Origin of the sequence: Haloarcula sp. S1AR25-4, assembly GCF_031624555.1 — an archaeon.
Classification (GTDB): Archaea; Halobacteriota; Halobacteria; order Halobacteriales; family Haloarculaceae; genus Haloarcula; species Haloarcula pellucida.
The window spans coordinates 853,719-872,896 of record NZ_JAMQOR010000002.1 but is presented as its reverse complement, the minus strand read 5'-3'; the positions used below and the strand labels follow the sequence as shown (position 1 = coordinate 872,896).

Sequence of the window (19,178 nt, the reverse complement as noted above, 5' to 3'; positions counted from 1 at the left end):
CACGAATCGGCCCCAACGAGCGGGGGCTCTGGAAAAGGTGGCCGCGGACGGCGAAGAGACGGCCGTTGAATCAGCAGTCCATCTCGAAATAGCGGGATACCGCTATCCCGTCGACGACCGGAGAAGGAAGGTGGCGTTCGCAACGAACTTTGATATCGCGTAATACGGTTTATCGACTCGACAGTCCGGCGCACAGAATCGGCGACGAGATCGCCCGAACAGTCCCGAACGAGTCGAATTCGGTTCAGACGACGAAACGCTTCAGTGGATGGCCGACGAGCGTCCGCCATGGTCGACGAGGGAGCGGTCACGGTCGACGGCGCGCGCATCCACTACAGAGCGGCCGGTGACGGCCACCCTGTCGTCCTCTTACACGGGGGTATCATCGACGCGGCCCGCGTCTCGTGGCCGCCGGTGTTCGACCGTCTCACTCCCGAGTACTACGTCCTCGCGCCGGACTTGCTCGGCTACGGCGAGAGTGACCTGATCGACGACACCTACTCGATTCCGCGACACGCCGAGATAGTCGCGGGCGTCCTCGACTCGCTCGACTGCGGGCCGGTGACGCTGGTGGGCCTCTCGCTCGGGGGCGGTGTCGCCATCCAACTCGCCCTCGACAGACCGGACCTCGTCGAGACGCTGGTGCCCATCGATCCGTTCGGTCTCGGACGCGACCTGCCGAACGGCCGCCTCTCGCTGTTCCTCGCGCGGGTGCAGGTGTTCAACCGCATCGCTATCGCGGCCTTCCGCCGGAGTCGCCGTCTCACGCGTGCGAGTCTGGGTGGTCTCGTCCACGACCTCGATGCGCTCCCCGCGGCCGCCGTCGACGCCGTCTACGAGGAGGTCAAGCGACCGGCCGCCGGTGCGGCGTTCCGACGGTTCCGCGACGCGGAGGTGAGCCGACACGGCTACCGGACGACGTTCACCGACCGCTACGACGACCTCGTGGTTCCGACCCGGTTGCTCCATGGCGCCCACGACGAGTTGTTCCCGGTCGCGTGGGCCGAACGTGCCGCCGAGGGGATTCCCGACGCCGAACTCCACGTCCTCGACGACTGCGCCCACTGGGCGCCCCGGGAGAATCCCGACGCCGTCGCTCGACACGTCGATGCGGCCGTCGCTGGCCGCTGAGAGTGTGCGACTGTCGCTCTCCGCTAGGCTACGCCGACTCTCTATAAATCCCATACCGCTATACAGAATCCCGCCACGGCGGTCGTGAGGGCACTTGGCAGCAATCGAGAGTCGGCAGGACTGCCAGCGGCGGTCGCTACGGCAGGACGTCCCGTCTGACGTCGGACTGTATCCAGGCACCCTCGTTCTCGGTGTCCTGGATGATCGTCACGAGGCCGTTCTCGCCGCGGTATTCGATGGCACGGTATCGCTCTAGGGTCGTCTCTTCTTGGTCGTCTTCGTTCGCAATCATGGTCGAATCTCGGTCGTGGTGTTCTCGCATCGGTTGCCGTTCAGTCCTGTACGGTCTCTACGGGCGACGGTTCGGCACCGAGCGTCCTGACCGAGACGGTCCCGTCGTGGTCTACCTGTATCTCGTTGTACTCGACCTGAAAACGGACGCGCCCGGACGTCGTCAGGTGGGCGCTTCCGGGCGAGTTGAACAGGGACGCGAGCGCGTCGACGTTGACGTAGTCGTTCAGCGGCGGCAGTTCTCGGGGTGACACCCCACGTTCGGCAGCGAGTTTCTCGCTGATGGTGACGACCAGGGAATCCGGGTCGTCGGCGACGACGTTCTCGTTCGGTTCGGGGGTGGTTCCGATCATACTACAGTGTACTGTCCCTACTTACATAGCCGCTCTCGATAAGGATATACCGCCGAGCCGAATCCGGGTGCTAGATACCTAGCCTCGGTTAATCGTCGCCGTCGAAAACCAACTCGAACAGCTCTCGCTCCCCGGTTCGGATGTGTCGGCTGACTGTCGGTTGCGAGATGTCGAGCATCTCCGCCAACTCCTGTCCGGTCGTCTCCCGCGGCCACTCGAAGAACCCGCTGAAGTACGCCGTCTCCAGCACTTCTCGCTGTCGCTCTGTCAGTCGGTCCCGGAAGTTCGCCTCGAACTCCGCGAGCGTCTGGACGGGGGTGTCTCGTTCGGTTCGCGCGGCCAGTTCGCTCCCCTCGTAGCGCTCTAGGAACATCCGGACGAACGACTGCACGTCGCCACTCTGTGGTAGCTCGACGCACACCTCTCCGCCGTCGGCGCTGGCGGTCACCGCCGTCGGGTGCGCGCCGTACGCGACGAGTTCCGCGAGGAACCCCGAATCGCCGACCATGGCCTCGTACCGACACGTGTCGTCGTGTTTCGTGAGCAAGTTGACCTCGTGGACCGACGGTATCTCGTCGCTGTACCGGTAGACGGCCTCGGGATCGGACCCGGTGACGGTGAAGAACACCCGGATGCTGCCGTCACTGTGTTGGACCAGTTCGTCGAACTCGAACTCGCTGTCGGTCGCTTTGCAAAGTTGGAGTGGAGGGATCGTCTCGTCGTCGACAGTGAACCTGAGTTCGACGGCGCCGTCGCTGACGAGGGCCTTCTTGCGCTCTATCGCGTTGATGGCGTACCCTATCATCGTGCCCAGTTCGGCGAGTACCGCCGTCTCCATCCCGTCGAAGGTGCCGGTTTCGTCCGCATAGAGGTTCAGAACACCGTAGACCGTCTCACGGAACATCAGCGGCACGGCGATGCTGGCGTGATAGCCGCTCTTGAGCGCCTGTGTCTGCCACGGCTCTAGGGGCGGGTCTGCGTGCAGGTTGTTCTCGACGACGGGTTCGTGGGTTCTGATGGCGGTTTCGGTCGGCGTCTCGTCGCTCGCCAGCGCGTCCGCGTCGACGAACCACTCGAGGTACCCCTCGTCGTCGCCCGAACTCGCACGCGGGACCACGTCGGTGCCGCTCGCTCGCTGCTCGGCTATCCACCCGAAGACGTACGGATCGGCGTCGGTGAGGTTCTCACAGACGGCCCGCTCGATGTCGTCACGCGTCGCGGCCTGTGTGAGTTCCTGGGTCAACCCGCGGATGATGTCGTTGAGTCGGTTGATGCGATGGAGCGACTCGTTGTGTTCCGCCAGTCGGGCGGTCTTCTCCCGCAGTTCCCGTTCGCGGTCGACCCGGTCGAGGGCGGCGACGGCGTTCGCCACGAGGATCTTCGCGACCATCACGTCGGCGTCGGTGAACGCGTCAGTCTCCGTCGCTCCAGCGATGAAGACGCCGTGGGTCCCGACCGGGAGGATGATGGCGCTCTCTAGGGGCGTCTCGTCCTCGTCGAGGCTGTCGTCCTGTTCGAGGTCGGCGACGACCCGCCCCTCACTCTCCGCGTACACCTGCGACGGGACGCCCCAGTCCGAACTGAACACCGGCCCGTCGCCGACGAGCGTTTCGAGTGCCGCCGTCTGGGCGGCCGAACGAAGCCGTCCGGCCGCCTCGTCGTAGTACTGGACGGTCGTCAGCGGGAGGTCGAGTATCTCTCTGGCCCCGCCGACGACGATGTCGGCCACTTCGCCCGCCGTCTCGGCGGCGGTCAGGGCCTGTCCGATCTCGTTGAGGCTGGCGAGGCGCTCCTCGCGGCGCTTTCGGTCCGTGATGTCCCGGACGACGGCGACCCATCCGTCGCCCTCGTCGTCGAACTCGAACGGCGAGATGTGGGTCTCGATAGGGACCTGCCCGCCGTCTGCCGTGGTCAACACCGCTTCGAACGTGGCGCTCTCGTGTCCGTTGGCATCGGTGTCTGCCTGCAGGGAACGCGCCTCGTCGGTGACTCGCGCATCGACGAACTCGCTGGCGTGGCTTCCGACGAGTTCCTCGCGGTCGTACCCGGTGAGTTCGGTGTAGGCGTCGTTGACGGCGACGAACGTCCCCTCGGTATCGACTGCGTACAGGCCGTCACGGACCGTCTGCATCACCGCCTGCTGTCGCTGGAGGCGGCGCTCTCGCTCTTTCCGGTCGGTTACGTCCTGCAGGGAGTACACCGCGGAAGTCACCGCGGCCTCCTCGCCGCGTAACGGTGCCCCGCGGACCGACAGCCACCGCGTCTCGCCGTCGATTCTGAGCAGCGCTTCGCCGCCGATCGTCTCGCCGTCCTGTATGATCCGGTCGTGCGGCCGCCGGTGTTCGTCTACGGGGACGCCCTCGAAGCCCAACAGTTCGGCGTCCAGCGCCGCCTCCGTGACCGGCCCCTCGTAGGCGTCGATGCCCATGATGTCGGCCGCCCGGTCGTTGATGTACCGGAAGGTGTCGTCCTCGTCGACGATGACGATACCGACCGGACTCGTCTCTAGGATGCGGTCTTTCAGCTCTCGCTCCTCCCGAAGGGCCGTCTCCGTCTTGAGGCGCCGCAGCAATCGACCGAGGTCCGCGGCGACGGTCGTCGTCGCTTCGATCATCGCCTCGTCGGGTTCCCGAGTCTCGTCCAGGAAGAACGCCATCACCGCGACGACAGTGTGGTCGCTCAGTATCGGGACGCCGAGGGCCGCCCGCAGACCGGCGTCGTCGGCGGCCGACGCCCGTACGAACGGCGCGTCGTCGGTGGTGATGTCGGTCACCCACTCGGGCGACCCGGACTCCCAGACGTGGCCGACGAGGCCGGACCCCGGTTCGAAGGAGATGGGTGACGTGGCGTTTGCGAACGCCTCGGCCGACTCGCTCGCGACGTACCATCCGGGAACGCGTTCGAGGTGGTCCTCCGCAGACCGGACCCACGCTTCCCCGTACTGCCAGTCCATCGCCGACCCGACCGCCTCGAGGCCGACGTGCAGGCCGTCCTCGAAGGAATCGGCCTGGAGGATTCGCTGAGTGGTATCGTGGTACAGTTCCCGCTCTGCCCGTAGCCGTTTGCGGTCGGTGATGTCGCGCATGACGCCCGTAAAGTACCGGTCGGACCCGACGCGGAACTCCGAAAACGAGATGCTGAGCGGGATACTGTGGCCGTCCTTGTGCTGGCCGACCAGTTCGACGTCGTCCCAGTCGATGGTTCGCTCGTCCGTCGCGAGGTAGCGTTGCATCCCCGCGACGTGTCGCGCCGCGAGTTCGTCGGACATCAGTACCGTCAGCGGTTCGCCGAGCAGCGCCTCCGGTTCGTAGCCGAACACGTCCTCGACGGCGGGGTTGGCATAGCGGACGACGCTCTCTTCGTCGACCGAGAGTATCGCGTCGGACATCGTCGTGGCGAGCGACGTCATGTGCTCGCTCAACCGCGGTTGCCACGTGGCGGACTCGTCGGTCCCGAGGTAGTTCTGGAGGTGGTGGCTGAGGAGGCGCCGCTTCTCGGGCCCGGTGTAGTGGACGACTTCGTCGATGCCGGCCTCGTAGGCCCGCTCGAGCAGCGACCGGGAGCACTCCTCGGCGACCAGTATCGTGAGGACGCCGGAGTGTGCATCGAGACAGCGAGAGAGCATCGAGAGTCCGTCTCCGTCGGGCAGGTCGTACTGTGCGACGACGGCCGCCACCGACTCGCCCTCGACGGCCTCGAGGGCGTCCGCGGCCGTCCTGACGGTACGTTCGGCGCGCGCCTCGCCGGCGTCGCCCACCGCGGACCGCAACCCGTCGGCCCACAGTGACTCGGCGCCGACGTAGAGGACACGGCGCGCAGATTGTCCCTGATTGATACTCATGTATTATCCATTTGGGTTCATCGTGGAAGTGGAACGCGCCTATTTTGTGAGGGTCGACCACGGACCTCCGACCTGCCCGCCGCCGACGGCCTACGCCGTGGTCGGTATCGCGGTGGTGAGACACCGGTCGAGGACCTTGCGCTCGGCCTTGCGGAGGTGCTGGTGGAACGTCGACGCGGCGATGCCGAGCGAGTCCGCCACGTCCTGTCCGGAGGCGTCCCGCGGCCACTCGAAGAACCCGGCGTGGTAGGCCGCTTCGAGGGCCGTTCGCTGCCTGTCGGTGAGCGCCTCGGTCAGTTCTCGCTGGAGGCGGTCGTCGCTGTCCCGCGTTCGCTGTCGACGCTTGAGGAGTTGCGCCGCGGGATACGCGTCCGTGACGACGTCGATGATCTGGCGTGCGTCGACCGTCGGCGAGACGCGAATCGTCATCCGGTAGTCGCCGTCCTCGATGACCGCCGACTCGACGAACCCCCCGACTGAGGCGACCACCGACAGCACCGGCGGTTCCGAGAGACGGGCCTCGAACTCGTCCCCGTTCTCCCGGAACGTCACCGACTCCCAGTGTGGCACGGCGTCGGTGATTGTACGGACGCTTTCGGTGGCGTCAGGTGTCGCCGACCCGTAGACGACGTACTCGTCGTCGGCGACGGGAATCGCGTGGTCGAGACTGATGGTCCCACACGTCCCGGTGCCGATGTCGAGCGTCTCGAAGATATCCGGGACGTGAAACTCCAGTTCGACGACTTCGTCGCTCATCAGCGCCTGCTTTCGCTGGGTGGCGGCGATGGCGTGGCCGACGATGTCGCCCAGTTGTCCGATGACCACTCGCTCCTCGCCCTCGAACGCGTTCGAGCGGGCCGTGTAGACGTTCAGGACGCCGAACATCGTGTCCTCGTGGGTAATCGGGACGGCGGCCGAGGCACGGAAACCGTGGGCGTCGGCGTGGTCCGCCCAGCGCTTGGCGGTCGTGATGTCCTGTCGGGTCCGGACCTCGCCCGTGCGTAACGCCTCGCCAGTCGGGCCTTCGATCCGGTCGTCGTCCGGGTCGACGGAGAGTTCGATGCCGTCGAGGTACCCGTCGACGCCGGCCTCGGTCCGCGAGACCACGCGCTGTGAGGTGCTCTCGCCCTCTCCTATCCACGCGAACTGGTAGGAGTCGGCGTCGGCGAGGTGTTCACAGACCGTCTGCTCTATCTCCTCGCGGGTCGACTGGGTGGCGACCGCCTCGGTGATCTCGCGAACGACCTCGTTGAGGTTGTTCAGCGCGTCGAGGCGCTCGCGCTGGCGAACCAGTTCCTGTTCGTCGTCGTGTCTGGCGATTGCCGAGGCGAGGATGGCTGCGATCGACTGGACGAAGTTGACGTCGTGGTCGGTGAACTCCCTGCGGGCGGTGTCGTGGGTCCCGAGAATCCCCCACGGGTCGTCCTGCGGCCCGACGATGACGCTGATACCGCTCCGGACGTCGTGGTCGGTCAGCAGGTCGGGACCGCTGAAGCGCCGTTCCGTCGTCAGGTCCTCGACGACGACCGGAGCGGACGACGCCAGCGTGTAGGACGCCTGCGAGTCGTCGGCCACGGCGGACACCGTCGCCGACCCGACGAGTCCGTCGTCCCAGCCGACGCCCTCTCTGAGCGACAGTTCCTCGGCCTCGGCGTCGAGATCGAGGACCTTGCAGTACTCGTTGTCGAGCGTCTCGGCGACGAGTTCGGTGGCTTCCGCCATCAGTGCGTCTACGTCCCGGTCTGCGAGCGCTCGCTGGCCGAGGTCCGTCACGACCTCTTGCTGGTGGACCCGACGCTTGAGTTCGTCCTCCCGGTCGAGGCGGTCGGAGATGTCCCGGACGACACCACAGCGGCCGAACCCATCGTCGAGCGGAAACGGCGAGAAGCGACTCTCACAGGGGACGGTGTCCCCGTCACTCGTCTGGACGTCGAGTTCGAACCCCGCGACGCCCCGGCCGCCCGAGACGACTTCGTCGGCTATCGACTCGGCCGTCGCCGACACCACTTCGCCGTGGACTGTCGTCGCGTCTGCCCCGAGGAGTTCCGCCTCCTCGTAGCCCGTCAGTTCACAGAACTGCTCGTTGACGAGGACGAACTCGCCGTCGGTATCGACCGCGTAGATACCGTCGTCGACGGTCTCGACGATGCTCTCGTACAGTTCTAGCTCCCGCTCGCGTTCCGTGCGGTCGGTGACGTCGCGGACGACGCCGACGCGTTCGTACCCGTCCTCCGTCTCGAACAGCGCGAACGTCGCTTCGCCGGCGAACGTATCGCCGTCCGCCGTCTCCAACTCCGCTTCGAGGACGGCCTGCGTCCGTTCGCCCGTCGCAAGTTCCTGTTCGAGGCGCTTGGCCTCCGCGAGGACGCCGTCGTCGTCGACGACCGCCGAGACGTGTTTCCCGACGAGTTCCGACGGGTCGTACCCGACCATCGAGGCGTAGCTCTCGTTGACGTGGGTGAAGTGGCCGTCGTCGTCAGCGACGTAGATGCCGTCCTCGACGGTCTCGACGATGGTCTCGTACCGTTCGAGTTCCCGCTCGCGCTCGACGCGGTCGGTCACGTCCCGGAAGTACACCGAGAGCCCGGTTTCGGAGGGGTAGGCGGTGACCTCGAACCACGTCGCGAGCGGCGGGTAGTACGCCTCGAACGACCGGGACTCCTGCGTCTCGAAGGCCCGCTCGTACTCCGTCTGGAACTGGGAATTGACGGCCTCCGGGAACGCGTCCCAGACGCTCTCGCCGACCAGTTCGTCGGCCGAACGGTCGAGTAGCGTCGCGGCCCGGTCGTTGACGTGGGTGAACCGCCACTCCTCGTCGAGCGCGAAGAAGGCGTCGTCGATTCGGTCGAACACCTCTCGCAGTTCGTCTTCGACCCGTTCGCGGTGGCGTTCGAGTTCGGCCTGGGTCCGCCGCAGCGACGTGACGTCCGTACAGGCGAGGACCGCACCGTCGCTGTCCCCGGCCGCGACCGGCGACGCGGTGAGCCGTACCCACCGACGGTCCCCGTTCGGCGTCTCGTGTCCGAGTAGCCGATCGGTGACGGTCGCGTCGTCTTCGAGGACAGTCCGGATGGGATGATCAGCTGGCGGGAGCGAGTCGCCGCCCTCGTCGTAGAACTCCAACGCCGTCGTCACCGACCCCGCCGACCCGTCGAGGCCCAGCGCGCGCCTCGCTCGCGCGTTGGCGCGGTCGACGGTCCCGTCGGCGGCGACGGCCACCAGTTCGACGGGGGCCGTCTCGAACACTCTGTCGGCGTCCGCCTCTCCGGCGGGGTCGTCCGACGGCGGTCGCCACCAGACGCGGGCGCTCGCGCCGACTTTCTTCGTATCGAGACGACCGCGGTCGACGAGTCTGTCGAGGCGGTCGTAGGTACTCCGCCGACCGAGGCCGAGTCGCTCGGCGGCCTCCGTGGTCGTCACGGGCGTCCCCGCTCCGTCGAACAGTGCGAGCGTCTCTCGGAGGGCCTCGGTCAACGAGTGTCGAGTCATGTTCTCGGGTAGCGACGCCAGCCCGTTATAGACTCCGCCGGCGGAGTCATACCGCGGTGCGTCGGCGGTCGACCGATTCGTGTCGGCGTGCGCGACAGTCCGTGGGCGGAGCGGTGTGGTCCGCCGCCAAAACCGCGCGGTGTCCACAGTACCGCCCTAAAATCTTCTAGACCATCCTTACCCCCGCGTAGTGCGTTGGACAGCGTACGCCCACAATCCGACTGGATTGGCGAGAGACTCATGACTCAGATACACAGCGACACCGACGGTACACTCGTGGGTGCGGTCGAACTGACCGACAGCGACCGCCACCGACTCCTGACCGACGAGCGTCGCCGCATCGCTCTCGACGTGCTTTCTGACCGGCCCGGCCCGGTCCACCTCGACGAACTAGCGACGGAAGTCGCGACACGGGAATCCGATACGGCGATGGCTGACCCGTCCGCCGTCGAACGCGCGGCTATCGCACTCCATCACAACCACCTCCCTCGATTGGCCGCCTCCGATATCGTCGAGTACGACCCTGAGACGCGGCAGGTTCACTAGAGCCACTGTTTTCCACCCGTCGATCCAACGCGTGGACACATGGCTCCGGTTCCACAGCACGACCGCCTCGATACGACGCTTCCGGCCGCCGTCGCCGACTACTTCGCCCGCGAACGCCGGACGCTCGACGCGTACCTCGATCTGGTCCCCGACCGCTTCGGCCCCGGTGCCGGCGACCCGACCGTCGGCCCCGTTCACGCCGTTCCCTGGTTCTACGTCCCTGACCTCACCGGCTGGCGCGGCATCACGCTCGCCAGACTGCTCGCCGCCGACCGCGACTGTCCGTGTTTCCGACTGTCCGCACTCGCCCGCGACGGCGTGGCGACGCTGTGGCGCGTCCTCGACGGGAGCGCCGACGGCCCGGTCGTCGTCCACGTCGAACTCCGGGGCGACACCGGCCCGATTCCGGGGACGCTCCGCGAGGCACTCCGGCGGGGGTACGACCAGCCACCCCAGTCGGCAGGCGACGGCGACCCGGTGTCGGGCGACCCGGCCAACGCCCTCGTCGTGTTCACGGACACGCGTCCCTCGAAGCGCCTGACGTCGCCGCTTCCCGACGCCACGGAACCGGTCAGCGGCGCCGTCCTCTCGTACGCCCCCCGCGACAGCATGACCCCGGAACAGCCAGACGGGACCACCGTCCTCGACGCGCCGCCCGCACTGCAGGACCGAACCGAGCGCCTCGAACGCCTGCTGGCCGCATCACTCGACGGCGTCGGAGCGCCCGACGCTCGCGACCGATTCGTCGAGAGCGCCGTCGAGACGCTCGCTATCACGCACTCGACGATCGGGAAGCAGGACCTCCTGTTCGACGTCTCGCCGCGGGTCGCGCTGAAACACGGCCATCGCCTGGACCGTCTCGGCGTCGACGAGGCGCTGTCGGGCCTCCGGACAGACATCCTCGCACAGGTCCCCCAGAGTCCGGGGAGCGCGGACCTCCGACGGACGCTGTCGGACCTCCTCGCGGAGTGATCAGGACCGCCGCGGCCCGGGTGGCTGCCGTTGTCGGGCGCGTTCGCGCAGTCGCTTCACCCGGTCGTCCATCGGCGGGTGCGTCGACAGGAGGTTCGACAGCGGGCCGTCGTCGTCGCCGTGGACGTACAGCGGCGTCAACGGGCCCATATCCGGCGTGGAGACGCGCTCTATCGTCCGGAGCGCCCGCGCAAGCGCCAGTGGCTTCCCGGTCACCTCGACGGCACGGTCGTCGGCCGCCCACTCCCGCCGTCTGGCGTACGCCAGCACGCTCAGCGTCACGGCCAGTCCCAGCAGTGCGACCAGTCGGAAGGCGGTGCGCTGGGTGCGAGCGAGCCACGAGCGGGACCAGTCTTCGGGGCGTCCGCGTATCAGTGCCCACGCCCGAGCGATGCCGCCGATCAGGACGACGACGGGGAACAGCACCCCGCTGACGACGCCGACGAGCCCCTGTGTGAGGGTGTAGGCCAGCGTCTGGACCAGCGCGTCCCGCCGCTCCAGGTGGGCGAGTTCGTGGGCCAACAGCGTCTCCATCTCGTCGGTCGAGAGGTACCCGAACAGCCGCCGGTCGACGACGATGGCCGCCCCGAACCCGCCGACGGCGAAGGCGTTGGGCACCGGCAGCCGAGCGACCAGTAACGTGGGCGTTCCGGCGCTCATCCGCGCCGTGAGCGCGTCGAACCGTCGGTACGTCTCGGGGGCACGCGAACGCGGCAGCACCACCGCGTCCAGCGACCGTTTCAGCCGCGCCGTCCCGACCCAGTAGCTCACCACCCCGAGGACGAGCATCGTCCCGACGAGCGCCCCTGCCAGTACCACCGGCGACGGCCGGGACGCCCACACCGCTCTGAGAAATCGATAGCCGACCACCGCAGCCGCGACGTACAGGACGAGCGACGCGACGCCGAGTATCGCCAGCACGACTCGCCGACCTGCGTCCATCGACCGGTCGTACGGGCGGGACGGCCAAACGCCTTCTGCTCGCGCCGGTTCGCAGGACGGGGTGGCCGAACGATGTCTGATTCTATATCGCGGATAGCAGTTTATAACTCGGTGATGGTGTGTCCCTCCCGAACCGCTATCGACAGCGCGATGCGGCAACGAGACGCGCTGAGGGCTGTTCTCCCGGGCCTTGTCCCCTCGGCGACGACGGGGCGGAACGAACCCCACGCTCTTTGTGCTGGCGACGGAGCGCGACTCGGTGGACCGCGAGGGGTGTTGGCCGCCGCACCCCTCGCAGCGGTGCTGTGGGGCGGGCTTCTGAGAGCCCTCCTCGTGGGCGTGTGCTCGGTGGACAGTACGCCAGCACACGCGGGCGGAGCGGTCTCCGTGTCGCGAAACCGCTGTTCGCCGGTACTGTCGATTCCGCTGTTGGGCGCGTGGTTTCACTGCCCTCCCGGTGCGCTCGGTCTCGGCGACGCCGCCCGACGGTGTCCGCCGTCTCGGACTCTGCGGACGTGTGGGCGCCGCCTCGTTTTCGCCCAGTCAGCCTCGGTACGTGGGTGCCGTCTGCCTCGACGCGTGGGCCTCGGTCGCGTTGCTCGACGGCGTGTGCTGGTGACCCGCGAGTCACGTCGGCGGGAAAACCGCTGAGTCGATAGATTTCGACGAGTGACGCGTCTCAGCGCCGACTCACGCAGTCCGCCCGCAGAACGCGATAAATCACTATCTGCGATACAGAATCAGCCTAACCGACTGCGAATCGTCTCCGCCGTCGCTGTGCCGACGCCGTCGACGCTGGTCAGTTCCTCGGGCGAGGCCTCGCGGACGTTCTCGACGCTGCCAAAGCGACGGAGCAGTCGTTTGCGCGTCTCGGGGCCAACGCCGGGGAGGTCGTCCAGCGCCGTCGACACCTCGTCTCGGAGGGTTTGGTGGTACTGTACGGCAAAGCGGTGGGCCTCGTCGCGGACGCGCTGGAGGAGGTGTAGGTGCGGGGCGTCGTCGGGCCAGTCGTACACACCGTAGCTTCGCTCCGCTTGCGACGAGGTCCCACTCGCTGCGCTCGCGGGACCCCTGTCCGGCGTGATTACGAGTTCCTCGTCTTTCGCCAGCGCGACGGCCGGAACGTCCCACCCCGCCTCGGCGAGGGCGTCGCGGGCCGCGCCCAGTTGTCCGTCGCCGCCGTCGATGAGTAACAGATCGGGGTCGGGCCGGTCGTCCCGACCTGAGACGGCGCGCTCGGCCCGCCAGCGGACCAGTTCGCGCATATTGGCGTAGTCGTCGTTGCGCTCGGTGAGTTTCTTCCGGCGGTAGTCGGACGTCTCGGCGCTCCCGCCGACGACGGTGACGTTCGACCCGACGACGCTCGTGCCCTGCGCGTGGCTCACGTCGAACCCTTCGATGCGTTCGGGCCGGTCGATACCCAGCGCGTCGGCCAGCGCACCGACTTCGTCGTCGGCCCCGCCGCGCTGTCTGGCGTTCTTCAGCGCGAGGTCGACCAGCGTCGCCTCGCGGCCGGCGCCGGGCACTCGCAACTCGACGCCCTCGCGTTCGAGCCACCGCGCTATCTCGGCGTCGGCGGGGTCCTCTGCACACAGAATCGCGCCGGGGAACTCTCGTTCGGCGTAGTACTGGGTGATGAAGGCCCGATAGACGCCCTCGGGCCCCTCGCCGTCGGGGGCGTCGAGCGTGTGGCGTTCCCGCTCGACGAGTTTTCCGCCTTCGGCGTGGAGGCGGGCGACGACGGCCCGGTCGCCCTCGACGACGGCGCCCAGGACGTCCGTCGCGGCGGCGCCGCCGGCGTCGCTGACCGCCGCGTCGCCCTCGCCGTGGAGGGCTTCGACGGCACCGAGTTTGTCCCGCAGGTTCGCCGCGCGCTCGAACTCCTGTTCCTGCGCGGCGGTCTCCATCTCCCGGCGGAGCGGGTCCGCGAGCACCCCCACCTCGCCCTCGAAGAACCGCTCGACGCTCTCGACGTCGGCGGCGTAGTCGGCCTCGCCGATCTCGCCGGTGCAGGGGGCGGTGCAGATACCCATCTCGTAGTCCAGACAGGGCCGGTCGCGGGTGCTGTACTTGTGATCCGAACACCCGCGCAAGCCGTAGGTCTCCCGCAGGGCCTTCACGACCGTCTCGACGCGCCCTTTGTCGGTGAACGGGCCGTAAACGGTGGCGCCGTCGGCCGGGTCGCGGGTCACCTCGATGCTCGGGACGGCGTGGTCGGTGAGTTGGACCAGCGGGTAGGACTTGTCGTCTTTCAGGCGGACGTTGTACGGCGGCCGGTGGCGCTTGATGAGGTTCGCCTCCAGCAACAGCGCCTGCGTCTCCGTGTCGGTCACCGCGAAGTCGACGACGGCGGCCCGTTCGACCATCTTCGCGATACGGTTGCTGCGCGGGTCCGCGTACGAGCGCACGCGGTCACGCAGGTCCACGGCCTTCCCGACGTACAGCACCCGGCCCTCCTCGTCTTCGAACTGGTAGACGCCGGGCTCTCGGGGGAGGTCACCTGCTCGCGCGCACACGCCGTCTGGGTCCATCGCCTCCGGGTTAGCGCTCGGCGGAGTTGAACGTCACGCCAGCGGGTCGTCCGGGGCCGAGGGTTGGGCGGTGTCGGACGGCGGCGTATCCGGTCGGATCGCCGCCCGGACTCGTTCCAGCACGGCGTCGTCGTCGGGTGCCGGGAGTTCGACGTCGTCGCCGCCGGCCACCGAGACGACGAGCAACCGCTCGCGGCTCCAGAGGTAGACGCCGAGGGCGACGGCGGCGACGGCCAGCGCCAGCCCACCGAACAGCGTCATCAGGTCGTCAAGCTGGGCCATCAGCCGGAGCATCCCCTCTAAGAGTCCGAGCATCCCACCGAGGCCCATCGCGCCGGCGCTGCCGACGCCGGAGAGCGAGACGCCCGCCACGAGGCTATCGAGGCTGACCATCTGCCCGGCCGCGACGAGGACGGCGCCGACGACGAGCGCTTTCACGCCCTGTTCGAGGAAGTCGGTGTTTCCGGCACGTTGCCGGTCGACACCGTCCACGTTCGGCCGGTCGACCTGCCGGAAGTTCGGCCCGTCACGGTCCGGGGTAAACGCCAGCAGACGGTGGCTCGTCACGACGACGCCGCCGTTGCCCACCCGGACCTGCTCCCGTATCGTCTCGCCGTCGTAGAGGAGGTCCCCGGCCCGTTCGACCCAGTCCATACACCGTGTATGCGGATCATCCGATTTCAATGCTCCCCCGTGCAAAACGGCTATCTCGTCAGCGCCCCGACAGACAGGTATGGTGAGTGACCCCCGCTGTCCGTACTGCGACGGCAAGGTCAGTGCGACGGCGACGTGGTGTATGCACTGCGGGCAGGACTTCGAGACGCCGGTCGACGCCGACGGGGGACGCGTCGTCGGCTACGGCAGCGACGACGCGGCCGACTTCGAGGCGGCGCTCGATGCCGGTGACCTCGACGGCGCGATCCGAGCCCTCCGAATGCGAGAGAACGGCCCGAAAGTGGTCGGCATCGTCCTCGGTTTGGTCGCGCTGGTGACGGTCCCGCTCGTCTCTCCGGCCGGCGTGACGCTGCTGTATCTGGCGGCCGCCGTCGGCGTCGGCCTGTACGCGTCCCGTCAGCCCTCCGTCGACGACGCTCTCCGGGACGGTGGCACTGCCCTCGCAGTCGTGCCGCTCGCGCTGTGGTTGGCCGCGGCCCTGCTGTCGGGGTTCGTCGGGTTCGGTGTCCTCGACCTGTTCGGGCCGGTGGTGTACGCGGGACTGGTGCTGTTCGCGACCCGTCGGATGACGCAGTGACACACACCGGTATCAAAACTACCATGGCCTCCGACGACGAGACTCCACCTATCAGGTGGCTTCCGTGACAAAGAAACAGGAATACACAGGCGACTACCCAGAGAAGACGCTGTACATCCCCGGCCCGACCGAAGTCCGTGAGGACGTCATTCAGGAGATGGCCCAGCCGATGTTCGGCCACCGCATGGACCGGATGACCGACCTCTATACGACCATCGTCGAGGACACCAAGGAGTTCCTCGGCACCGACAACGAGGTCATCGTGCTGACGGCCTCCGGAACCGAGTTCTGGGAGGCCTCGACGCTCAACCTCGTCGACGAGAACATCCTCGTGCCGACCTGCGGGAGCTTCAGCGAGCGCCACGCCAACGTCGCCGAACGACTCGGGAAGGACGTCGACCGCCTCGAGTACGAGTGGGGACAGGCCATCAAACCCGAGGACATTCGCGAGACCCTAGAGCAGAGCGACAAGCACTACGACGTCGTGGCGACGGTGATGAACGAGTCTTCGACCGGCGTCCGCAATCCCATCGAGGAGATCGGCGACGTCGTCGCGGAGTACCCGGACACCTACTTCGTGGTCGACGCCGTCTCCGCACTCGGTGGCGACTACGTCGATATCGACGAACACGACATCGACGTCATCTTCGCCTCGACCCAGAAGGCCTTCGCCATGCCGCCCGGCCTCGCGGTCTGTGTCGTCAGCGACGACGCCTACGACCGCGAAGTAGACACGGAGTCGGCGTCGTGGTACGGCGGCTTCCAGCGCTGTCTCGACTACTACGACCGCAAGGGCCAGACCCACTCCACGCCCGCCATCCCCGTCATGCTGGCCTACCGCAAGCAGATGAAGTACATGCTCGAAGAGGGTCACGAGGGCCGCGACCAGCGCCACGCGGAGATGACCGAGTACGTCCACGAGTGGGCCCGCGAGCACTTCGACCTCTTCGCCGAGGAGGGGTATCGCTCCCAGACGGTCTCTTGTATCGAGAACACGCAGGGCATCGATGTCGCCGCGACCATCGAGGCCGTCTCCGAGGAGTACGACATGGTCTTCTCGAACGGCTACGGGTCGGCGCTCGGCGAGAAGACGTTCCGCATCGGCCACATGGGCGAACACACCGTCGAGAGCATCAAGGAACTCACAGACGCTATCGAGGACGTCGCCGGACTGTAACGATCCGGCTGTCGCGTGAAGCGGCCACCATCGTCGGTTCTGCTGGTCGCTTTCGTCTCCCAACGGGAGCGCCGGCTGTCTCGATTGGAGACCTGATCACAGGAACCGCGCGAGTCCCACCGTTATCAGAACGTATACTGTGAGGCGTAGATATAAATCCGTCTTCCGGACTCTCTTCGCTATGGAGACGACACGCGGATTGGAACCGATAGCTGGCCACTACAGCAGGCGCATCGGCGCGGCGCTTGCCGCCACGCTGATCGTGACGCTCGCGTTCGGTACGCTCTTTGCGATTCACGCAGCGAACACGGGGGCGGGGCTGTCGGCGATCGCCGGAACGCTGTTCGTCGTCGCGCTCAACCTCGGGTTGCTCGGCATCGTCCTCGGAGGCAACGCGGCCGTCGCGCTCCGGCGACTGACCGGTGCCGCGGAGGCCATCGAGGACGGCGACCTCGAGGCCAGTCCCGACGTGGACCGGGCCGACGAGTTCGGCCACCTCGCCACGGCGTTCGACAACATGCGTGGCTCGCTCAGCGAGGCTCTCGACGAGTCAGAGGCGGCACGCGAATCGGCCGAGGACGCCCGAGAGGACGCAGAAGCCGCCAGACGAGACGCCGAAGCGTTCAACGAGACGCTCATCGAGCACGCGACGGTCATCGGGGACGCGATGACTTCGGCCGCAGACGGAGACTTCACACAGCAGCTAGAGACGGACGTCGAGGTCGACGCCATCGAGCGAATCGCCGTCGCGTACGAGGAGATGGCCTACGGGCTCTCTGACACCGTCGACGAGATCCGCGAGTTCGCCACCGACGTCGAGAGCGCCAGCGACTCCGTCGCCAACGACGCGGCCGACGTCGAGCGACTCAACCAGTCGCTGGCAGGCGATATCCGCGAGTTGGCGCGGGACATCGAGGGGCAGGCGAACCAACTCCAGACCGCCGTCTCGGAGACGAACGACCTCTCGGCGACGATTCAGGAGGTCGCCTCGACGACGGACGAGGTGGCGCGGCAGGCCGGGCGCGCGTCCGACGTCGGTGCGACCGGCGCGGAACGCATCACCGATGCCATCGAATCCATCGAAGACGTCGAGACCGCTATCGCCGAACTGGACGCCCTCGTCGAGGAACTGGACGACCGGATGCACGACGTGGAGTCGACGACCGGCATCATCGACGACATCGCCGAACAGACCAACATCCTCGCGCTCAACGCGAACATCGAAGCCTCACACGCCACCGAGGGCGGTGCGGGCTTTGCCGTCGTCGCCGACGAGGTCAAGACTCTCGCCGAGGAGACCCAACACGCCATCGACGAAATCGATGGCATCATCGCCGGCGCTCGGTCGGACGTCGACGAGGTGAGCCACGAGATGGACGCCACCAGAGCCCGCATCGACGCCACCGTCGAGACGGTCACCGACGCGGGGGAGACGCTGGCACAACTCAGCGATACCGTCGACGACGTCGACGAGGCGATGGGCGAGATCGCCCGAGCGACCGACGACGGCGCGGCCGCCACCGAGGAGGTGGCCGCAACCATCGACACCGTTGGCGAGGCCGCCGCCGACGTCGCCGACCGCTCTCACGCGCTTGCGGACACCGCAGAGGAGACCGCGGGGACGATGAGCGACGTGCGCCGCCGCGCCGACGACCTCTCGGAGCGCACCGAGGAACTCATCGACCGCCTGTCGGCCTTCGAGACGCGCGAGGCCGATCACGGCGAGACGGCCGAACCGGGACCACCCACCGAGCAACAGAGTGTGGGGGACGACGATGATTAGCCAATCTGCCGTCTACGGCGTCTCGGTGGCCGTCACCGCCGTTGCGTTTCTCGTGTTTCTCGGCTGGCTCAGTCGCATCCCGTCGTCTCACCGTCGGTACTGCTATCCGGTGGTGGCAGTCGTCGGATTCTCGACGGTGATGTCCGCGCTGATGGCGGCCGGTCTCTTCTCCCTCGGCGGGACCCAACTCACCGTCCCGGGCATCCTCGACGACTTCGTCGCGTACACGGTGCTGTGGGTGGTTGCAGTAGCGCTGGCCGGGGAGTCCCGGCGGATGCTCGCCGTCGCCGCCGCCATCCCGGCGATACAGGTTATCGGATTCAACGGCGGGGCGATCGTCGGCGGCGTCGTCGGCCTCGCCGGCTTTGCCGCCGTCGTCCTCGGACACGTCCTGATGGCGTACCTGTTACTCGGGCCGATATGGCGACGCGCGGCCGACGTTCCCGACAGACAACGACTCCTCCACTGGAAGGCTCGGAACCTCCTGTTGTTCCTCATCGGGATGCTCGTCGTCTCCTCGCTCCTCTCTGTCGCGGGGGTGTTCGACTCGTTCGTCATCGCCGTGATCGGCGAGTACATGGGACTGCTCATCAGGATCGGCTTCGCCGGGTTCTTCTTTGCCAACGTCGAGGCCATCGCGGTCGACCGGGACGACCCGGCGCGTCTCGGCTCACCGTCGTTTACCGACGAGACCGGCGCGAGCGGCAGCGATTGAGGCCGACCGGACTTTCTTTCGTCCATCGCTCGACTAGATCCACGGCGGGACAGCCAACGGCACCCGTCCCGCCGTGTCCGGGGTGGCGTTCTCAGCTGTTGAAATGGCACGTCAATACTTATCTCCGAACGGGCTAAACCGCCGGTAGTATCCGA

Annotated in this window: 15 protein-coding genes; 8 read left to right on the top strand and 7 right to left on the bottom strand. The window is 67.4% G+C overall.

Features of this window, described 5'->3' with window-relative positions:
* Window positions 1-37 precede the first annotated feature (37 nt).
* A complete protein-coding gene (locus NDI85_RS13080) occupies window positions 38-163 on the top strand; it encodes a hypothetical protein (RefSeq protein ID WP_310916024.1) in 126 nt (41 codons plus the stop codon).
* 125 nt (window positions 164-288) lie between these two features.
* Window positions 289-1,131, top strand: a complete 843-nt coding sequence (locus tag NDI85_RS13075) for an alpha/beta fold hydrolase (protein ID WP_310916023.1) — start codon at window positions 289-291, stop codon at window positions 1,129-1,131.
* A gap of 136 nt (window positions 1,132-1,267) precedes the next feature.
* Here NDI85_RS13075 and NDI85_RS13070 read toward each other — a convergent pair whose 3' ends face one another.
* From NDI85_RS13070 to NDI85_RS13055, 4 genes are all read right to left on the bottom strand, one after another.
* On the bottom strand, window positions 1,268-1,423 hold the full coding sequence (locus NDI85_RS13070) for a hypothetical protein (RefSeq protein ID WP_166966847.1): 156 nt from the start codon (window positions 1,421-1,423) through the stop codon (window positions 1,268-1,270).
* Between the two features lie 40 nt (window positions 1,424-1,463).
* Complete coding sequence (locus tag NDI85_RS13065) at window positions 1,464-1,775, bottom strand: HalOD1 output domain-containing protein (protein ID WP_188995792.1); 312 nt, start codon at window positions 1,773-1,775, stop codon at window positions 1,464-1,466.
* 88 nt (window positions 1,776-1,863) lie between these two features.
* The gene (locus NDI85_RS13060) at window positions 1,864-5,616 is read right to left on the bottom strand and encodes a PAS domain S-box protein (protein WP_310916021.1); all 3,753 of its coding nucleotides are present in this window, start codon (window positions 5,614-5,616) and stop codon (window positions 1,864-1,866) included.
* A gap of 90 nt (window positions 5,617-5,706) precedes the next feature.
* Entirely contained in the window at window positions 5,707-9,105 is a 3,399-nt protein-coding gene (locus NDI85_RS13055; RefSeq protein ID WP_310916020.1) for a PAS domain S-box protein, read from the bottom strand.
* A gap of 240 nt (window positions 9,106-9,345) precedes the next feature.
* Here NDI85_RS13055 and NDI85_RS13050 point away from each other — a divergent pair, with 240 nt between their 5' ends.
* Both NDI85_RS13050 and NDI85_RS13045 read left to right on the top strand, forming a co-directional pair.
* Window positions 9,346-9,651, top strand: a complete 306-nt coding sequence (locus NDI85_RS13050; RefSeq protein ID WP_188995797.1) for a hypothetical protein — start codon at window positions 9,346-9,348, stop codon at window positions 9,649-9,651.
* 39 nt (window positions 9,652-9,690) lie between these two features.
* Window positions 9,691-10,623, top strand: a complete 933-nt coding sequence (locus tag NDI85_RS13045) for a hypothetical protein (RefSeq protein ID WP_188995799.1) — start codon at window positions 9,691-9,693, stop codon at window positions 10,621-10,623.
* On the opposite strand, the gene NDI85_RS13040 is transcribed toward NDI85_RS13045, so the two are convergent.
* The 3 genes from NDI85_RS13040 to NDI85_RS13030 form a co-directional block, all read right to left on the bottom strand.
* Complete coding sequence (locus tag NDI85_RS13040; RefSeq protein WP_188995801.1) at window positions 10,624-11,565, bottom strand: M48 family metallopeptidase; 942 nt, start codon at window positions 11,563-11,565, stop codon at window positions 10,624-10,626. It abuts the gene before it with no gap.
* Between the two features lie 740 nt (window positions 11,566-12,305).
* Entirely contained in the window at window positions 12,306-14,096 is a 1,791-nt protein-coding gene (locus tag NDI85_RS13035) for an excinuclease ABC subunit C (RefSeq protein ID WP_310916017.1), read from the bottom strand.
* Between the two features lie 33 nt (window positions 14,097-14,129).
* Window positions 14,130-14,750, bottom strand: a complete 621-nt coding sequence (locus NDI85_RS13030; RefSeq protein WP_310916016.1) for a hypothetical protein — start codon at window positions 14,748-14,750, stop codon at window positions 14,130-14,132.
* 79 nt (window positions 14,751-14,829) lie between these two features.
* On the opposite strand from NDI85_RS13030, the gene NDI85_RS13025 reads away from it, so the two are divergent.
* The 4 genes from NDI85_RS13025 to NDI85_RS13010 all read left to right on the top strand — a co-directional run bounded on the left by NDI85_RS13025 (window position 14,830) and on the right by NDI85_RS13010 (window position 19,023).
* Window positions 14,830-15,348, top strand: a complete 519-nt coding sequence (locus NDI85_RS13025) for a hypothetical protein (RefSeq protein WP_310916015.1) — start codon at window positions 14,830-14,832, stop codon at window positions 15,346-15,348.
* A 64-nt stretch (window positions 15,349-15,412) separates the two neighbouring features.
* Entirely contained in the window at window positions 15,413-16,525 is a 1,113-nt protein-coding gene (locus NDI85_RS13020) for an alanine--glyoxylate aminotransferase family protein (RefSeq protein ID WP_188995810.1), read from the top strand.
* A gap of 181 nt (window positions 16,526-16,706) precedes the next feature.
* The gene (locus NDI85_RS13015) at window positions 16,707-18,308 is read left to right on the top strand and encodes a methyl-accepting chemotaxis protein (RefSeq protein ID WP_188995812.1); all 1,602 of its coding nucleotides are present in this window, start codon (window positions 16,707-16,709) and stop codon (window positions 18,306-18,308) included.
* Entirely contained in the window at window positions 18,301-19,023 is a 723-nt protein-coding gene (locus NDI85_RS13010; protein WP_188995814.1) for a bacteriorhodopsin, read from the top strand. Before NDI85_RS13015 ends, NDI85_RS13010 begins: the two co-directional genes overlap by 8 nt.
* Window positions 19,024-19,178: the final 155 nt, after the last annotated feature.